Annotated in this window: 14 protein-coding genes and 1 pseudogene; 7 read left to right on the top strand and 8 right to left on the bottom strand. The window is 62.4% G+C overall.

Annotation, left to right across the window (positions count from 1 at the left end):
- The first annotated feature begins 78 nt into the window (after positions 1-78).
- The 4 genes and pseudogenes from CSV86_RS02595 (at position 79) to CSV86_RS02580 (ending at position 6,332) form a co-directional block, all read left to right on the top strand.
- Positions 79-1,083 (top strand): permease, encoded by a 1,005-nt coding sequence (locus CSV86_RS02595; RefSeq protein WP_040363373.1) that lies wholly within the window; start codon positions 79-81, stop codon positions 1,081-1,083.
- A 12-nt stretch (positions 1,084-1,095) separates the two neighbouring features.
- Positions 1,096-2,373, top strand: coding sequence for an ISL3 family transposase (locus CSV86_RS02590; RefSeq protein WP_000610830.1), 1,278 nt, complete (start codon positions 1,096-1,098; stop codon positions 2,371-2,373).
- Between the two features lie 259 nt (positions 2,374-2,632).
- Entirely contained in the window at positions 2,633-3,706 is a 1,074-nt protein-coding gene (locus tag CSV86_RS02585) for a diguanylate cyclase (RefSeq protein ID WP_037062492.1), read from the top strand.
- 54 nt (positions 3,707-3,760) lie between these two features.
- Positions 3,761-6,332 (top strand): annotated as a pseudogene (locus tag CSV86_RS02580) (bifunctional diguanylate cyclase/phosphodiesterase).
- Between the two features lie 3 nt (positions 6,333-6,335).
- Here the strand turns inward: CSV86_RS02580 and CSV86_RS02575 are convergent.
- The gene (locus CSV86_RS02575) at positions 6,336-6,659 is read right to left on the bottom strand and encodes a DUF2025 family protein (protein WP_009408346.1); all 324 of its coding nucleotides are present in this window, start codon (positions 6,657-6,659) and stop codon (positions 6,336-6,338) included.
- Positions 6,660-6,859: 200 nt separating this feature from the next.
- Here CSV86_RS02575 and CSV86_RS02570 point away from each other — a divergent pair, with 200 nt between their 5' ends.
- Positions 6,860-8,074, top strand: coding sequence for a GAF domain-containing sensor histidine kinase (locus tag CSV86_RS02570; RefSeq protein WP_037062480.1), 1,215 nt, complete (start codon positions 6,860-6,862; stop codon positions 8,072-8,074).
- Positions 8,075-8,247: 173 nt separating this feature from the next.
- Positions 8,248-9,006, top strand: coding sequence for an SDR family NAD(P)-dependent oxidoreductase (locus CSV86_RS02565; protein ID WP_009408350.1), 759 nt, complete (start codon positions 8,248-8,250; stop codon positions 9,004-9,006).
- On the opposite strand, the gene CSV86_RS02560 is transcribed toward CSV86_RS02565, so the two are convergent.
- From CSV86_RS02560 to CSV86_RS02540, 6 genes are all read right to left on the bottom strand, one after another.
- Complete coding sequence (locus CSV86_RS02560) at positions 8,970-9,866, bottom strand: efflux RND transporter periplasmic adaptor subunit (RefSeq protein ID WP_009408352.1); 897 nt, start codon at positions 9,864-9,866, stop codon at positions 8,970-8,972. The genes CSV86_RS02565 and CSV86_RS02560 overlap by 37 nt on opposite strands.
- An 11-nt stretch (positions 9,867-9,877) precedes the next feature.
- Positions 9,878-10,075 (bottom strand): DUF1656 domain-containing protein, encoded by a 198-nt coding sequence (locus CSV86_RS02555; protein WP_009408353.1) that lies wholly within the window; start codon positions 10,073-10,075, stop codon positions 9,878-9,880.
- Complete coding sequence (locus tag CSV86_RS02550; protein WP_009408354.1) at positions 10,062-12,050, bottom strand: FUSC family protein; 1,989 nt, start codon at positions 12,048-12,050, stop codon at positions 10,062-10,064. Before CSV86_RS02550 ends, CSV86_RS02555 begins: the two co-directional genes overlap by 14 nt.
- A 301-nt stretch (positions 12,051-12,351) precedes the next feature.
- The gene (gene ccoM / locus CSV86_RS32655; protein ID WP_037062494.1) at positions 12,352-12,465 is read right to left on the bottom strand and encodes a cytochrome c oxidase subunit CcoM; all 114 of its coding nucleotides are present in this window, start codon (positions 12,463-12,465) and stop codon (positions 12,352-12,354) included.
- A 134-nt stretch (positions 12,466-12,599) separates the two neighbouring features.
- Positions 12,600-12,770, bottom strand: a complete 171-nt coding sequence (locus CSV86_RS02545) for a hypothetical protein (protein ID WP_009408356.1) — start codon at positions 12,768-12,770, stop codon at positions 12,600-12,602.
- Positions 12,771-12,840: 70 nt separating this feature from the next.
- A complete protein-coding gene (locus CSV86_RS02540; protein ID WP_009408357.1) occupies positions 12,841-13,185 on the bottom strand; it encodes a hypothetical protein in 345 nt (114 codons plus the stop codon).
- A gap of 211 nt (positions 13,186-13,396) precedes the next feature.
- Between CSV86_RS02540 and rapA the strand changes: the two genes are divergently transcribed.
- Entirely contained in the window at positions 13,397-16,246 is a 2,850-nt protein-coding gene (gene rapA, locus CSV86_RS02535; RefSeq protein ID WP_009408358.1) for an RNA polymerase-associated protein RapA, read from the top strand.
- A gap of 111 nt (positions 16,247-16,357) precedes the next feature.
- Here the strand turns inward: rapA and CSV86_RS02530 are convergent, their stop codons facing one another.
- Positions 16,358-17,713, bottom strand: coding sequence for a spinster family MFS transporter (locus CSV86_RS02530; protein WP_009408359.1), 1,356 nt, complete (start codon positions 17,711-17,713; stop codon positions 16,358-16,360).
- Positions 17,714-17,847 lie beyond the last annotated feature (134 nt).

Genomic DNA, 17,847 nt, shown 5'->3' with positions numbered 1-17,847 from the left:
GCTGCGTACATCATTTCGACAATACTAGAAATATAGGAGTAATATTGAATGTCATCTCAACTCCAAGACGCTCTAGGCATGTTCGCCTTTCTCGCTATCGAGCTATCGGTTTTATTCATTGGCATTAGCTTGCTGGTCGGAGTTCTTCAACGTCACATCCCACCATCCAAGGTGGAAGCGTTACTGACTTCCAGTGGGAAGCGAGGCTATTTTCTTGCTGCTGGTTTAGGAGCTATAACGCCCTTCTGTAGTTGCTCGACTATCCCCATGTTGAAAGGGTTGATTCGGGCACGGGCCGGTTTTGGGCCGATGATGGTGTTTCTTTTCTCATCTCCGTTGCTGAATCCTATCGTCGTCGGCCTGCTGGTTGCCACGTTTGGATGGACACTTACTGCTATCTATGTGCTCGCCGCTTTGGTGGTCGCGGTAGGTGCCGGATGGCTGCTTCACACGCTTGGCTTCGAGCGTTATGTGCGCCGGACGGCGACACAAGAGAGCAGTGGATGTAGTTCATCAGCAAGCCCGTGCAGTGCTACATCGACCGCATCGAGTTGCGGCACCAACAGCTGCGACACCACTCCGAAGACGGCTTCTTGCGGGGCTGATAGGAAGACAACAGTCTCTACGTCTAGCGAATGCTGTGACAGTCAACCCACTGTCACGGTTAAGAAAGAAGGGAAGTACAGTGGTGTGTGGCGGGAAGCTTGGTCGGACTTTATCGATGTGTTGCCTTACCTGCTCATCGGTATTGCGATTGGCAGCGTGATCTATGGTTTCATGCCCACTGACTTATTGGAGCAGTATGCAGGCCCAGATAATCCCTTTGCCATTCCAGTTGCCGCTGTCATCGGCGTGCCGTTGTATATTCGCGCTGAAGCCGTCATACCTCTGGCAGCGGCTCTGATGGCCAAAGGCGTGGGTGCCGGGACGGTGCTAGCGTTGATCATCGGCAGTGCCGGAGCCAGCCTGACTGAGCTCATTCTGTTGCGCTCTTTGTTCACGCTGAAGCTTTTAGCGGCGTTTTTAGCAGTCATTTTTGCTATGGCGATGATTGCCGGTTACGCCACCTACCTGTTTTTCTGATCAAGGCGGGAGATGATTAATTCGTTAAGCCTTCCTGGGTACCAGTTGGTGGATTCTGATGAGCAGAATGAAGACATACATTTTCGGCTTGAAGCACCTACACCAGTAGCCTGCGAGGGGTGCGGCGTGCAGGGTGAGTTCGTGCGGTTCGGCAAGCGTGACGTTCCCTATCGTGATCTGCCCATCCACGGCAAGCGGGTCACTCTCTGGGTGGTCCGCCGCCGATACACCTGCCGGGCCTGCAAGACAACATTCAGGCCCCAGCTACCGGAGATGGTGGACGGATTCCGTATGACACTGCGGCTGCATGAGTACGTGGAGAAGGAATCCTTCAACCACCCCTACACCTTTGTGGCGGCACAGACCGGCCTGGACGAGAAGACGGTGCGCGACATCTTCAACGCCCGCGCCGAGTTCCTGGGGCGCTGGCACCGCTTCGAGACGCCCCGCATCCTGGGCATTGACGAGCTATACCTGAACAAGCGCTACCGCTGCATTCTGACCAACATTGAGGAGCGAACCCTGCTCGACCTGCTGGCCACCCGCCGCCAGGACGTGGTGACCAACTACCTGATGAAGCTGAAAGACCGGCAGAAGGTCGAGATCGTCAGCATGGACATGTGGAACCCCTACCGGGCAGCGGTCAAGGCTGTGCTGCCCCAGGCCCGTATCGTGGTCGATAAGTTCCATGTGGTGCGCATGGCCAACGATGCCCTAGAGAGAGTGCGCAAGGGCCTCAGAAAGGAGCTGAAACCGTCCCAGAGCCGGACTCTCAAGGGAGACCGGAAAATCCTGCTGAAACGCGCTCACGAAGTCTCAGACCGGGAGCGCCTCATCATGGAGACCTGGACAGGCGCGTTCCCGCAACTGCTGGCCGCCTACGAGCACAAGGAGCGCTTCTACGGCATCTGGGACGCCACCACACGGCTCCAGGCAGAAGCCGCCCTGGACGAGTGGATAGCCACCATCCCGAAGGGCCAAAAGGAAGTCTGGAGCGATCTGGTCAGGGCAGTGGGAAACTGGCGCGAAGAGACCATGACCTACTTCGAGACGGACATGCCCGTCACCAACGCTTACACGGAGTCCATCAACCGACTGGCCAAGGACAAGAACCGTGAAGGGCGCGGTTACTCCTTCGAGGTGATGCGGGCACGAATGCTCTACACCACGAAGCACAAGAAGAAGGCACCGACTGCGAAGGTCTCTCCTTTCTACAAGAAAACCATCGGTTACGGACTGCCGGACTTCGCAGAGGAACTCAACTACGGAGTCGATCTATCAACCATCTGATAATGGTATCAGGTTGGTGGGGTAAAGGTGCCCCATCAACCATTAAATCCGTATACCCAATTTTCAAAAGCTTCATGCACGCGGGCGGAAGTGGTCGGTGATCACTGCCGAAGAGTGCCATGCGCATGAATAGATAAGCGTATGCGTCCGATCACCCTTTAAATGGCTCGCAAGGCCATTCTTGCTCGCTGGGCGATTGTTCAACAATACGCACGGTTTTATGCGATAAACGGCGTTCCGGAAAAGTGCGAACCCAATGATGGACAATAAAAGAGGCAAGGGACTTTCATTCGTAAGAAGGATCCATGCGCCACGGACGATCGGCATGGGCATCGGCCTGCTCGGCGTCTATGCGGGCATGCTGCCTCTCGATCCCCCGGCCTGGGTGTGGGTTGCCATGTTCATCAATGGCCTGGCCTGGCCGCACATCGCCTATTTCGTCGGGCTGCGCTCGCGCTCACCCTACCAGACAGAACAGCGCAGCCTGTTGATCGACTCCCTGACCGGCGGATTCTGGACCGCCGCCATGCATTTCAATCCCCTGCCCAGCATTACCATCCTGTCGATGATGACCATGAACAATGTAGCCGCCGGCGGCCAGCGCCTGTTCCTGCGCGGTGCGCTTGCCCAGGTTTGCGGCATATTGCTGGGCATGGCGCTGCTGGGTCCGGGCCTGCAACTGGTCAGCACGACCCAGCAGGTCTACGCCTGCCTGCCCATGCTTACTCTTTATCCACTGGCTTTGGGCTGGGTTTGCTATCGCCTTGCCATCCAATTGTCGGAGCACAAGCGCAGCCTGAGTGCCTTGAGTCGCACCGACAGCCTGACCGGCCTGCTCAACCATGGGTCCTGGAAAGACCTGCTGCAGCTCAAGTTCCAGAACTGCCAGCAGCAGCGACGCAGCGCGGTGATCGCGATCATCGACATTGACCACTTCAAGCGCATCAACGACAGCTACGGACATGTGGCCGGTGACGCAGTACTGCGCCACCTGAGCAAGGAGCTGAAGATCAGCCTGCGCGAGAACGACCTGGCCGGGCGCTACGGCGGCGACGAATTCTGCGTGATTCTGCCCGATACCACTCTGCCCCAGGCAGGACGTCTCATGGAACACCTGCGCGAACGGGTCGCGGCCTATCGCGACGATGCCCTGCCGGAATTGCGCATCAGCCTCAGCATCGGCCTCGCCCTTTGCCGCAGCGACTTCGACGACCCGGTCGCCTGGCTCAACGAGGCCGACCGGGCGCTCTACAGCGCCAAGAACAACGGTCGCGACCAGGTCAATTTCGCCGATGACGGCGGCGCAACCACAAGAGTCGCCTATCCTGAGTGAAGTTCGCCCGCGAGGCAGGCTCGCGAGGGCAGTGCAACAGGACCGGCACGCTTCATGGACAGCCCCGCCAGCGCTCACTCCCCTTCATCACGTCCCCGCCTGCATGCGCGCAAACTGATTACAGGCATCTCGCTGCTGTTCGTCCTCGCCTGCATGATCGCCTTCGGCGCGTTGTTCAACATCGCGCAACAACTGAATGAGAGCGCCGGGCGGAAAAGCATCTTTTATGTCGACAAGGCCCTCCAGCAGCGCCTTGAGTCCTCGCGCCGCTTTCTTTCCAGCTATGCGGTGTGGAACGCCGCCTACGAACACCTGAACGGCAAGGTCGACGAACAGTGGGCCTATATCGAAAAAAACGTCGGCGAATCGCTCTACACCGCCAGCGGTTACGAAGGTGTCTTCGTCATCGACGACAAGCGCACCAAGTACGGACTGTTCAAGGGGCAACCCAGTGCAGCGCCTATTGCCAGCTATATGGATGGCGCCGTGCCCCCATCGTCGAAACCGCCCGCGCACTTGCCGCCGAACGCGGGCAAGCGAGCCGCTACGTCCTGTTCAACGGCTGGCCGGCAATACTGACTGCCGCGGCGATCCGCCCGGATGACGACGTGCTGGGCATCGATCCGCAAACCACCTCGGTGATGCTGTTCATCGACCAACTGACCCAGGCCAAGCTGGACAAACTGGCCGATGATGCCGGCCTCACCGGCTTGCACATTGCCAAGGCCAGTGAAGAGGCCCTGCAACTGCCTCTCGACGATCTGGGCTATAGCCTGCAATGGACACCGCCTCGCCCCGGCGACCAGTTGCTTTGGGGTGTATTGCCAGCCCTGCTCGGGGCCATGCTGCTCCTGGGCTTGCTGATGCTCGGGTTGTTCCGCTATGCCCTGCGTGCCTCACGCCAGATCAACGACAACCTGAGCGCCCTGCAAGCCAGCAACCAGGCCCTGGAAGCCAGCGAACAGCGTTTTCGTGCCGTGGCGGAGGCGGCGTCCGACTGGATCTGGGAAACCGACCGACAGCTGCGACTGACCTATCTGTCGCAACGCTTCGTCGACGTCACCGGCTACAAGACCAGGGACTGGCTTGGCCAGCCGCTGAACCTGCTGCTCGGTTGCGACACCACACCTCTCGGCGCCTGGCTCGACGACCTCGACGAAACCACGGGGCAGCAAGCGGCTCACCTGCGCTGCGTCTATCACGATAAGCACAACCTCCTGCGCTTCTGCCGATTGTCGGCTCGCCCCATTCAGGTCAAAGGCCAACGTATGGGTTTTCGCGGCACCGCCAGCGATATCACCGACGAAGTCGCCGCCCATGCCCATATCCAGCACCTGTCGATGCACGATGCGCTGACCGGGCTGGCCAACCGCAACAAGCTCTCGCGCTTTCTCGAGCAGGCTCTGGTCAAGGGCGAGCAGGGTGCACCACTGACCCTGATCCTGCTTGACCTGGACAGTTTCAAGCCGATCAATGATTCCCTTGGCCACGCTGCGGGAGACGCAGTATTGCTGGAGGTCGCGGCACGCCTGCGCGAAACCACCCGCGACGGTGACCTGGTGGCCCGCCTCGGCGGCGACGAATTCATCCTGGCAATCGCCAACATGAACAACCGTAAGGAAATCGACCGGTTCTGCGCCCGCCTGATCGACAGCCTGCAGCAGCCTATCGGCTACGAGGATCACAGCCTGCACGTGGGCGCCAGCCTCGGCATCGCCCAGACCCGCCTGCAGGGCTACGATCCCGGGGAACTGATCCGCTGTGCCGATATCGCGTTGTACCAGGCCAAGGCCGAGGGCAAGAACACCTGGCGCTACTTCTCAGCGGAAATGAACCAGCAGATCCAGCACCGTCGGCAACTGGAGAACGACTTGCGCCGGGCGGTGAAGAATCATGAGTTCGTCCTGCATTTCCAGCCACGCTATCACCTGCAAAGCCTGGAGATCGTCTCGGTGGAAGCCTTGGTGCGCTGGCAGCACCCGGTAGAAGGCCTGCTGGGGCCGGACACCTTCATCCCCCTTGCCGAACAGAGCGAGCTGATCGTGCCCCTGGGGCTGTGGGTCCTGCGCAATGCCTGTGAGATCGCCCGCGACTGGCCCACCCCGCTGCTGGTGTCGGTCAACCTGTCGCCGGCGCAGTTCTCGCGCAGCGATGTGGTCGGCGATGTACGGCGGATCCTCGTCGAAACCGGATTCCCGGCGCAGCGCCTGGAACTGGAGATCACCGAGAACGTCATGCTCAACGATATCGAAGGCGCGCTGGGGACCATGAATGCCCTGAAGGAGTTGGGGTACGTTTGAACATGGACGACTTCGGTACCGGCTACTCATCCCTGGGTTACCTGCGCACCTACCCCTTCGATAGCATCAAGATCGACAAGCGCTTCGTCGCCGGGCTCAGCAGCGACAGCAATGACCGCGCCGTGGTCCAGGCGATCATCAACCTGGGCAAGGCCATGGGCCTGACCGTGACCGCCGAGGGCGTCGAGACCGAACAGCAATTGCGCGCGCTGGGCATGGAGCAGTGTCATGAAGTCCAGGGCTTCTACCTGAGCCGGCCACTGGAACGTGCCGACTTCGAAGCCCTGCTGCACAGCCATCGGAGCAAGGACGGCCAGGCCGGGTAACGCTCAGCCAAGCCGTCGACGTTGCGCCATGATCTGCGGAAGGTCTCGCCTGCGCTGATAAACCCGAAGCGGCTCGCTGATATTCAAGCGATCATCGACATTCTGTTCCAGCAGCACGTCGATCAGCTCGCGGCTCAAGGTCATGAGCTCGCCTTCGCCGCGCTGCCAGACGAATTCGCTGCTGGGCGTGATGCTATCGTCGGCCACGTCCATGCCGAACGAGTCTTCGCTGAAGCGCACGATGTGCTTGCCGAGCTTGCGGTGGAACCCGACGAAGCCCTTGAGCTGGTCGGCTGCGGCGCAGATGTCCTGGGAAGTGATATGCATGTCAAACCTCGCTGAAACACCCATGTGGATGCTGGTCAAAAGGAATTGGCACGCAGGCGAATGGGCAGACCTCTGACGGGAATGCTCGAATTCCGAAAGATTACTGGAAATTGCCTACCGCTTGGGTGGAATTTTCTTCGTAGTCCCGGATGCTCGCTACACTAGAAATCCTTGTCGACGTTTCGGTGGCCGTTTTTCCGATGACTAATGCAGCACTTTCAGACAGCGCTACCATAGGCAGGATCAATGTGATCCCGGCCATCCTGCAGGTCATCAGTGAGACCACGGGGCTGCGTTTTGCGGCAGTCGCGCGGGTGACCGAAGCGCGCTGGACGGCACTCGCGGTACTCGACACCTTTGGTTTCGGCATTGCCGTGGGTGGCGAGCTGGAAGCCTCCACCACCCTGTGCAACGAGATTCGCGCCGGGCAGAAAACCATAGTGATCGACCAGGCCAGCCAGGACGAAACCTACCGCGACCACCCCACGCCACACCTGTACGGCTTCGAGAGCTACATCGCGGTGCCGGTACTGCGCAGCGACGGCAGCTTCTTCGGCACCATCTGCGCCCTGGATCCCCTGCCCCGCTCGCTCAAGGGCAGTGCCATCCAACCGATGATGGAAGCCTTTGCCCGCCTGCTGTCGATCCAGATCGAAAGCGAAGAAAGCGTCCAGCGCACCGAGATCGCCCTGGAAAAAGAGCGGCAGATCGCCGGGCTGAGGGAAAAATTCATTGCCGTGCTCGGCCATGATCTGCGCAATCCGCTGTTCGCCATTACCGCCGGCGCCGAATTGCTGAGCAAGCGCCTTACCGACGAGCGCTCGCGGACCATCGCCGAGCACATCCTCACCTCCGGTCATCGTGCCACGCAGCTGGTACGGGACGTTCTTGACTTCGCCCGTGGCCGCCTCGGCGATGGCATTCCCCTGAATATCCAGCCCTGCGCCGATCTGGACCAGGCGCTGCGCCATGTCGCGGGAGAATTGCAGCGGGTGCATCCGGCTCGACTGATCGAACTGGACATCGGCGACCTCTCCGGCATGCATTGCGATCGCGAGCGGATCTGTCAGGTGCTCTCCAACCTGATCGCCAACGCCCTGCAGCACGGCGACGAACAGGGAGTCATTCGGATTTCGGCGAGGATTGCCGACGATGATTTCATCCTCAGCGTGCACAACAGCGGCGAGCCCATCGCCCCGGCCATCATGGCGCAGATGTTCGAGCCCTTTTCCCACCCTGCCTCGGATGCGCCGCAGGTTGGCCTTGGCCTGGGTCTCTACATCGCCAAGCAGATCGCTCTGGCTCATGGTGGCTACATGGATGTGCAATCGTCTGCTGCGGCCGGCACCCTGTTCAGCCTGCATCTGCCGCTGGTTCGAGCTGCTCGCGCAGCAGGTCGGACAGCCAGTCCATGAACAGGTGCACCTGCGGCGGCAGATAGCGCTGATGCGCATAAAGCCGGCGCATTTCCCGGAGCACTCATTGTTCGGATCAGACGAACAGTCTTTCCAATAAGCACGGATTTATCAGCACATGACCGACCAATAGACTGGCCTCACTCCCCCGCTCCCCAAAAGAGGTAACGCACATGCCCCGCAAGATTGCACTTATCACCGGCGCCAGCCGCGGCCTGGGCAAGAACGCTGCGCAACACCTGGCTGCCCAGGGCTTCGATATCATCGGCACCTGGCACAGCAAGGCCGGCGAAGCGCAGACACTGGCCTCGACCCTGGAGAACTCGGGTGCCCGCGCCGTCATGCTGCAACTGGACGTCGGCGACAGTGCCAGCTTCGAAGCGTTCGCCAATACGCTGAAAACCACCCTGAACAAGGACTTCGGCCGCGACCATCTGGACGTGCTGGTGAACAATGCCGGGATTGGCCTGAACGTGCCCTTCGCCGAAACCAGCGAGGCGCAGTTCGACCAGATGTTGAACATCCAGCTCAAGGGTCCGTTCTTCCTCACCCAGCGCCTGTTGCCACTGATCGCCGACAATGGCCGGATCATCAATATTTCCACGGGCCTGACCCGCTTCACCATGCCCGGCCATGCTGCCTACGCGGCGATGAAAGGCGCGATGGAAGTATTGACCCGCTACCAGGCCAAGGAACTGGGGCCACGCGGGATACGTGTGAACATCCTTGCCCCGGGCGCCATCGAGACCGATTTCGGTGGCGGCCTGGTGCGCGACAACCAGCAAGTCAATGCGGGGATCGCCAGCAATACCGCGCTCGGACGGGTCGGGCTGCCGGACGACATCGGCGCGGCCATTGCCCTGCTCGCCAGCGATGGTGCCGGATGGGTGACCGGTCAGCGCCTCGAGGTCTCCGGCGGCATGTTCCTCTGATCGTCAGCTTCACCCACCTGAACGCTGGCAGTCATGCCGGCGCTCAGGTTGACGCCTTCCGGCACCTTGTCGAGGCTGATCCGTACCGGGATGCGCTGAGCCAGGCGCACCCAGTTGAAGGTTGGCTCGACTTCGGCGAGCAGTTGGCTGTCGGGGTTGGCGTTACGGTCGGTGATGCCGCGGCTGATGCTCTGCACATGGCCCTGCATCGGCTCGCCGGCACTCATCAGCCAGATTTTCACCGGCGCGCCGACCTTGATCCGCGGCAGCTTGGTTTCCTCGAAGTAGGCCTGGACATAAAAGGTCGAATCATCCACCAGGGCCATCACCGACTGTCCTGCATTGACGTAATTGCCCTCGGCAAGGCGCAGGTTGGTGATATGGCCGTTGCGCGGCGCCTTGACCTTGCTGCGCTCCAGATTGATCTGCGCCAGCTTGGCATCGGCCTGGGCCTGGCGCAGTTCGCCACGGGCCACGGCGGCACCGATCTGGGCGTTCTCGCGCAGTTCGGCGCTGATGGCCTGGGGCCCGAGGGCGGCACGGCGGGAGGCCTCATGCTCGCGCAAGCGTAACTGTTGCTGACGGGTGTCGGCCACCGCATTGGCCTTGTCCAGCGCGGCTTCGAAACGGTCACTGTCGATCGACATCAGCAGGTCGCCGGCCTTGACCTCCTGGTTGTCCTTCACGTTCAGCTCGCGCACCCAGCCAGATACATCCGGCGCGACGATCACCACGTCGGCGCGGATCTTCGCGTCGCGGGTCCAGGGTGTGAGCATGTAGTACTGCCATAGCCGGGTGCCGGCGAAGATGGCCACGGCCACCAGGCACAGGGTCAAGGCGATACGCACGATGGTACGCATGAACGAACTCCTCAAAGGTACAGCGTGACCAGGGTCAGCACGCAAACGAACAAGGCACAGTCGAACAGCGCCTCGTGCCAGATCCAGCGCCGCAACGGGGTCAGGCGCAGGATGAAGCGCAGCAGCCCGGTAAGCAGCAACGCCAGCACTACATAAAGAAGAAACGGACTGAGCAGCACCCCGCCCAGCGCCCACTCACGCAAGCCCATGCAGATCCTCCAGGCGGCGGCACCAGCGGCCCCAGCTCTTTTGCAGTTGCACAACGGCGCCCACCGCCAGGCGCAGGGCGTCGCTGGCAGGCTGCTCGCGCAGGGCGGCGATAAAGGTTTCGCTGGCGGTATCCAGGCGCTGCTCGCGCCCAGGCCCCGGGCCTCGCGCCAGCACGTCCTGCAACCGCTCCAGGTACTCGCGTTCGACCGACGCGAGCGGGGCCCGGGCGATCGCCAGGCACATGCGCAAATGCAGCAACTCATCCCCCATATCCAGGCCATGCAGGCCATCGTCCCAGCGGCTGCGCTCATGCTCCGGCAGGGCGTTGTAGTGCCGTGCCAATTGCAGCAGGCGATCGGCCATGCGCCCGCCGAACCAGGTTTCGGCGCCACGCAGGTCGCGCCGGGTCAGGCGTACCAGGTCGCTCTGGGTCGCGGCGCGCAAGCGCCGGCCATGCCAGGCCGGATTGCGCAGCACCAGCAGTTTGAACGCCAGCACCGCCGCACCGACGCCCATCAGCATGGCCTGGGCATTGTTGAGGAAGCTTTCGACACTGAAGGTCATGTTGTTCAGCGGCGAGACCAGCACGATGAAGTGCAGGCAATAGGACGTGGCCGTAGCGCCGATGCGTGGATTGGCCATGCCCAGCGCACCGAAGAACAGCGGCACGCCCATGCCCAGGCACAGCAGGGCAAAACTGCTCCATTGCGGCAAGAGGATCTGCCCGACCAGGAAGGCCACCGGTAGCGCCAGGAGAATCCCGCGCAGAAAACTCATGCCGATCTGCGCGCCGTTTTCCCGGCTGGCGAACAGGCTGCAGACCACGCAGGTCAGCACCAGGCCACCCGGCGCCGCGCCCCAGGCCGTGGCCATCCAGAACGTCGCCATCGCCAGGAACGCCAGTGCACTGCGTGAGCCGAAGAGCAGGCCCAGGGGCACATCCCGGTGTACCGCAAGGCTATCGGGAAGATCGGCCGGCGCCTGGCCCTGCTCCACCGCATGCAGTGCCTGCGTCGCGGCGACGGCGTTGTCCAGCAACAAGGTCATGCGCGCCAGGCAATAGTGTTCGGGGGCGCTGTCGCGCAGTTCAAGGGCGGCTTGCCAGACCCGCTCGCGCAAGGCTTGCAAGGCCTCGGTGTCGGGATTGGCCAGCGCGGCGCGGATTTCATCCAGCCAGGGTTGCAGGTGCGCCGCCTCGCGGTCGTCCAGTTGTCGCCACTGGCGCCGTACCGAACGGGCGATACGCAGCAGCACCAGGAGCTTCTGGCTCAGCCCGCGGATGGCCCGGGCGCGCTGGCGGCCAAGGCTGCCTTCGAACCAGGCGTGTTCACGCTGGGAGTCGACGGCAACGATGCGCCCGAGTATCTCCACGAGGCCCTTGCGCCCCTCCTCGTCGCCGCCGAGGGTCGCGCTGGCGGTCTGCAAACCGCTCTGCCAGGCCTGACGCGCCTGCACCGCCAACTGCCGCTCGACGCGCAAGGGCCAGAGCAACGCGCTGGCCAGGGTGGCGCAGACGATACCGAGGCTGATCTCGGTGCAACGGGCAACGGCCTGGTCGAATATCTGCAACGGGTGGCTGATCGCCGGGAGCGCGATGATCGCCACGGTGTAGCCGGCCAGGACGAAGGAGTAGGCCCAGGCGCTGCGCAGCAGGGTCGAGCAGGCGGTGCACAGGCCCAGCCACAGCGCCAGGCAGATCAGGAACAGCCAGGGGGTCTGGGCGAAAACGGCCATGAACAGCACCGACATGATCGTGCCGACCAGCGTGCCGAGCAGCCGCGCCAGGCCCTTTTGCAGGACCATGCCGGACAGCGGCTGGGCGACGATGAACGCAGTCATCAGCGCCCAGGACGGCTGTTCAAGGCCCCAGCGCAAGGCCAGCCACAACGCCAGGCCGCCACCGAACAAGGTCTTGATGGCGAACTGCAAAGCCGCTTTGTCGGGGGCGAACAGCGCGTGGAGGGTGATGGGCAATGGTGTGAACCTGAAGGTGGTGGAGTTAACGATAGACAGTGGAGCGGAAAAGATCCGAAACACAATTATTAGCTAGCTAACTATCATTAGTCCAGCACCTTTTCCTAGGGCAACAAAAAACCCTGTGGGAGCTGGCTTGCCAGCGATGACTTTGGTGAATTCACCATTGCAATCGCTGGCAAGCCAGCTCCCACAGGGTTCCGTGTCATCCAGGAAAAAGCGTACTACCGGAAAAACAGGCAAAAAAATGGGCGACCGAAGTCGCCCTAAATGCCTTGCGTGCTCGTTGTATCGGGAAGGATCACTGCTTGCGCTTTTGCGAGTCCTTCCAGATGAAAATGCCCAGGCCAGCGAAGAAGACGAACATCAATCCGACCGTGACGACGCCAGCGACAACCACATTATCGAAGAACATGTCGGCCTCCATTTGCCTGTGCCTGTCCGATGGGTGAACAGTAGCGAATGTGCCGGGAGGGAAAATTGACCGAGGTCAATGGCGCCCGGGGCGAGCGCCGGAGGGGGGTGCAGGCTTGACCTGCATCAAGATTTTCAGCGCTTGCCGGGTTTGCCCTTGGGCTTTTTCTTCGACTTCTTCGCGGTACCGATCGGCATGGCCTGCTCGAAGGCCTTGCGCACTTCGTTCAGGCGCTTGTCGTTGAGGTCATGGATGCGGCGGGCGCGCTCGGCGCCGAAATCGATCAGGTTGTCGTCTTGGCTCATGGTCGGGCTCGGAAGGCGGACAGCGGAGCGCTCATCATGAAGGCTCGCGCCGATACTGCAAAGACCCGACTCAGACTTCGATGTCCACCAGCAGCCCCTGGCGGTTCTCGCCGCCCATCAAGGGAGCGACCGGCACGGTATTGTCGGCGTTGAGGTCATCGCCGGGCGTCGGCAGGTAGGGATCATCGGCCTGCTCTTCACCAGGATGTTGCCCGCCGTGCTGGCCCTGGCGACGGCGCTGCTCTTCGCGCAGCAGGAGCGCAGCCTGCTCCGGGTCGCGGTGCTTGAGGTCGATCGCGCCCTCGCTGGAAGCCGGCTGGGTCGGCACCACGGGCTTGATGTCCGGGGTCGGCTTGACCGGGTCCATCTGCTGCGTAATGGGAGCAGCGCTCAGCGGGATCAGTGGTGGCAGCATGGGATTCGGTCTCCTGTCACCCGTTCTATCGGCTCGATATCTCTATGCTTGAGGCTTGGACCGGCTTCTCCGGGCCATGTTGCAAGGCAGCCGTGGCAATCGACGGACGGGGCAGACATGTCCATTCAGCCACCAAATGGCCGGAATCTTTGGTTTGAAAGGCCGCTATCCGTTAAGATAGCCAGCTTTTTCATGGCGGGAGTCAGGCAGTATGGCGCAGCAGTATCAACCGGGACAACGCTGGATCAGCGACAGCGAAGCCGAGCTGGGTCTGGGTACCGTTCTGGCACAGGATGGCCGCTTGTTGACCGTGCTCTACCCGGCCACTGGCGATACCCGCCAGTACTCCTTGCGCAATGCCCCGCTGACCCGGGTGCGCTTTTCTCCCGGTGACCAGATCACCCATTTCGAAGGCTGGAAACTGACCGTACGCGAAGTCGAGACGGTCGACGGCGGCCTGCTGGTCTATCACGGCCTCGACGCGCAAAACCAGGCGCGTACCCTGCCGGAAACCCAGCTCTCCAACTTCATCCAGTTCCGCCTGGCCAGCGACCGTCTGTTCGCCGGGCAGATCGACCCGCTGCCATGGTTCTCGCTGCGCTACAACACCCTGGAGCACACCAGCCGCCAGTTGCAGTCGTCGCTGTGGGGCCTCGGCGGCGTGCGCGCCCAGCCGATCGCGCACCAATTGCATATCGCCCGTGAAGTGGCCGACCGCATCGCCCCACGGGTTCTGCTGGCCGACGAAGTAGGCCTGGGCAAGACCATCGAAGCCGGCCTGGTGATCCATCGCCAGCTGCTTTCCGGTCGCGCCAGCCGCGTGCTCATCCTGGTTCCGGAAAACCTCCAGCACCAATGGCTGGTGGAAATGCGCCGGCGCTTCAACCTGCAGGTCGCCCTGTTCGATGCCGAGCGCTTCATCGAAAGCGATGCCAGCAACCCGTTCGAAGACGCCCAGTTGGCGCTGGTCGCCCTGGAGTGGCTGACCGAGGACGAAAAGGCCCAGGACGCCCTGTTCGCCGCCGGCTGGGATCTGCTGGTGGTCGACGAAGCGCACCACCTGGTCTGGCACGAGGACCAGGTCAGCCCTGAATACGCACTGGTCGAGCAGCTCGCCGAAGTCATCCCCGGCGTCCTGCTGCTCACCGCCACCCCGGAACAGCTCGGCCAGGACAGCCATTTCGCCCGTCTGCGCCTGCTCGATCCGAACCGCTTCCACGACCTGGCCGCCTTCCGTGCCGAGAGCGAGCACTATCGCCCGGTGGCCGAAGCCGTCCAGGAACTGCTCGACAACGGCCGGCTGTCGCCGAAGGCCCATGCCACCATCCAGGGCTTCCTGGGTGCCGAAGGCGAAGCCTTGCTGGTTGCCGTCAACGACGGCGACAGCCAGGCCAGCGCGCGCCTGATCCGCGAACTGCTGGACCGCCACGGCACCGGCCGCGTGCTGTTCCGCAACACCCGTGCTGCCGTCCAGGGCTTCCCGCAGCGCCAGTTGCACGCCTATCCCCTGCCCTGCCCGGACCAGTACATGGAACTGCCGGTGGGCGAGCACGCCGACCTGTACCCGGAAGTCAGCTTCCAGGCCCAGGGCGATGGCGACGAAGAAAACCGCTGGTGGCGCTTCGACCCGCGGGTCGACTGGCTGATCGATACCCTGAAGATGCTCAAGCGGGTCAAGGTCCTGGTGATCTGTGCCCACGCCGAAACCGCCATGGACCTCGAAGACGCCCTGCGCGTGCGCTCCGGCATCCCGGCCACGGTGTTCCACGAAGGCATGAGCATCCTCGAACGCGACCGCGCCGCCGCCTACTTCGCCGACGAGGAATTCGGCGCCCAGGTGCTGATCTGCTCGGAAATCGGCAGTGAAGGCCGCAACTTCCAGTTCGCCCATCATCTGGTGCTGTTCGACCTGCCGGCCCATCCGGACCTGCTGGAACAGCGCATCGGTCGTCTCGACCGGATCGGCCAGAAGCACACCATCGAGCTGCACGTACCGCACCTGCAGAACAGTCCGCAGGAGCGCCTGTTCCAGTGGTACCACCAGGCCCTCAACGCCTTCCTCGCCACCTGTCCGACCGGCAACGCCCTGCAGCACCAGTTCGGCCCGCGCCTGCTGCCACTGCTGGAAGACACCGATGAAAGCCAATGGGAAGCGCTGATCGCCGAGGCACGTGGCGAGCGCGAGCGTCTCGAAGCCGAGCTGCACAGCGGTCGCGACCGTCTGCTGGAACTCAATTCCGGCGGTGCCGGCGAAGGCCAGGCGCTGGTGGAGGCAATCCTCGAACAGGACGATCAGTTTGCCCTGCCGATCTATATGGAAACCCTGTTCGACGCCTTCGGCATCGACAGCGAGGACCACTCGGACAACGCCCTGATCCTCAAGCCGAGCGAGAAGATGCTCGATGCCAGCTTCCCGCTGGGCGACGACGAAGGCGTGACCATCACCTATGACCGCGACCAGGCCCTGTCCCGCGAGGACATGCAGTTCCTGACCTGGGAGCATCCAATGGTGCAAGGCGGCATGGACCTGGTGCTGAGCGGCTCGATGGGCAACACGGCCGTCGCGCTGATCAAGAACAAGGCGCTCAAGCCGGGCACCGTACTGCTGGAACTGCTCTACGTCAGCGAAGTGGTCGCGCCGCGCTCGTTGCAACTGGGCCGCTACCTGCCACCAGCGGCGCTGCGCTGCCTGCTGGACGCCAATGGCAACGACCTGGCGCCACGGGTGTCCTTCGAGACCATCACCGACCAGTTGGAAAGCGTGCCCAAGGCCAGCGCCAACAAGTTCATCCAGGCCCAGCGTGACGTGCTGGCGCCAAGGATCAATGCCGGCGAAGCCAAGGTCCTGCCGCGTCACAACGAACGCGTGGCCGAGGCGCAACGCCGCCTGGCGGCGGAAACCGATGAGGAGCTGGCACGCCTGACCGCTCTGCAAGCGGTGAACCCGACGGTGCGAGACAGCGAGATCGTAGCGCTGCGCAAGCTGCGCGAGGATGGCTTGGCGATGCTTGAAAAGGCAGCGCTGCGGCTTGAGGCGATCCGGGTGCTGGTAGCCGGCTGATCCCCAACAGCCAACACAAAACCCTGTGGGAGCTGGCTTGCCAGCGATTGCAATAGTGAATTCACCATTGCTATCGCTGGCAAGCCAGCTCCCACAGGGTCCACGTTCGCTCTAGGATGCTTCGGCTGTCTTGCCGACCTGAGCCGCCCCCTCCTCCACCATCCCGTCCTTCATCTTCTGCGCATCCCGGGCAAAGGTGCGCGTCGCGAACAGCAGGAATACCAGGGTCGCCGCCAGGGCAACCGGAATCAGCCCCATGGCGTTATGCAGGCCCACCGCCTTGAATGCCTCGGTCATGTCGACCGCACCCGCCTCCAGCATCGCCACCTGGGCGTAATGATCCGACAGGGTCCCGACCACCAGTGGCCCAAGCCCCCCACCCAACAGGTACAAGCCGGCAAAGAACAACGCCATCGCCGTGGCTCGCAGGCGCGGCTGCACCACATCCTGGATCGCGGTGTAGACGCAGGTGTAGAAGTTATAGGCAAACAGCCAGCCGATCCCGAACAGGGCGATGAACACGCCGATCTCCACCCGTCCCAGATACAGCGCGGTTCCGGTCCCGACGGTCGCCACCAGCATGCTGAAGGCCCCGAACAGCAGGCGCCCGCCCGGCAGGCGCTGATGGATCTTGTCCGCGACCCACCCGCCCAGGGTCAGTCCGACGAGGCCGGTCACGCCGACGATCACCCCGGTAGCCACCGCCGCGTTCTGCAATGACAGGGAAAAGTAACGTTGCAGCATCGGCACCATGAACGAGTTGCAGGCGTAGGTGGCGAAGTTGTACGCCAGCCCGGCCAGGACCAGCCAGCCGAAGGTCGGGATGCTCAGCACCCGGCGCAACGGCCGGTCCAGCGGAGCCTGGGAGGATGCCACCGCTTCCGCCGCGCCCCGCGCCGGCTCGCGGATCATGAACATGAACACCGCCAGCAGCAGCCCTGGCACCGCCGCGATGAAGAATGGCGCACGCCAGCTGCCGAAATACTGGACCATCGCGCCGATGGTGAAGAACGCCAGCAACAGCCCCAGCGGCAGGCCGAGCATGAAGATGCCCATGGCCCGGGCTCGTCGTTCGGCCGGGAACAGGTCACCGATCAGCGAATTGGCCGCCGGCGCATAGCTGGCCTCGCCGATCCCGACGCCCATGCGCACCAAAAGGAAGCTCCAGAAGCTGCCGACCATGCCGTTGACTGCCGTCAGCCCGCTCCATACGGTCAGGCCCCAGCCCATCACCTTGCTGCGTGAACCGGTGTCGGCCAGGCGTCCCAGGGGCAGGCCGGCAATCGCATAGACCAGGGTGAAGGCCGTGCCGATCAGACCGATCTGCATGTCGCTGAGATGCCACTCCAGGCGGATCGGCTCGATCACGATGGCGGGAATGGTGCGGTCGAAGAAATTGAACAGGTTGGCCAGGAACAGCAGGAACAGAATGCGCCAGGCATTCGCCGCTTGAGTGGGGCTGTGCATCGGTCGATCCCTCTTTATTGTTGTCGGCGCGTACCGCACGCCGGACAAAATCTAGAGGGCCATTCCCGGTCTGTCTGCGATCATCCACGAGATTGATGGCAGGTAATTGTAACCATTTGCACCGTTATAACCCG

This window comes from Pseudomonas bharatica CSV86 (genome assembly GCF_000319305.2).
GTDB classification, from domain to species: domain Bacteria; phylum Pseudomonadota; class Gammaproteobacteria; order Pseudomonadales; family Pseudomonadaceae; genus Aquipseudomonas; species Aquipseudomonas bharatica.
This window is presented reverse-complemented; position numbering and strand designations above follow the sequence as displayed.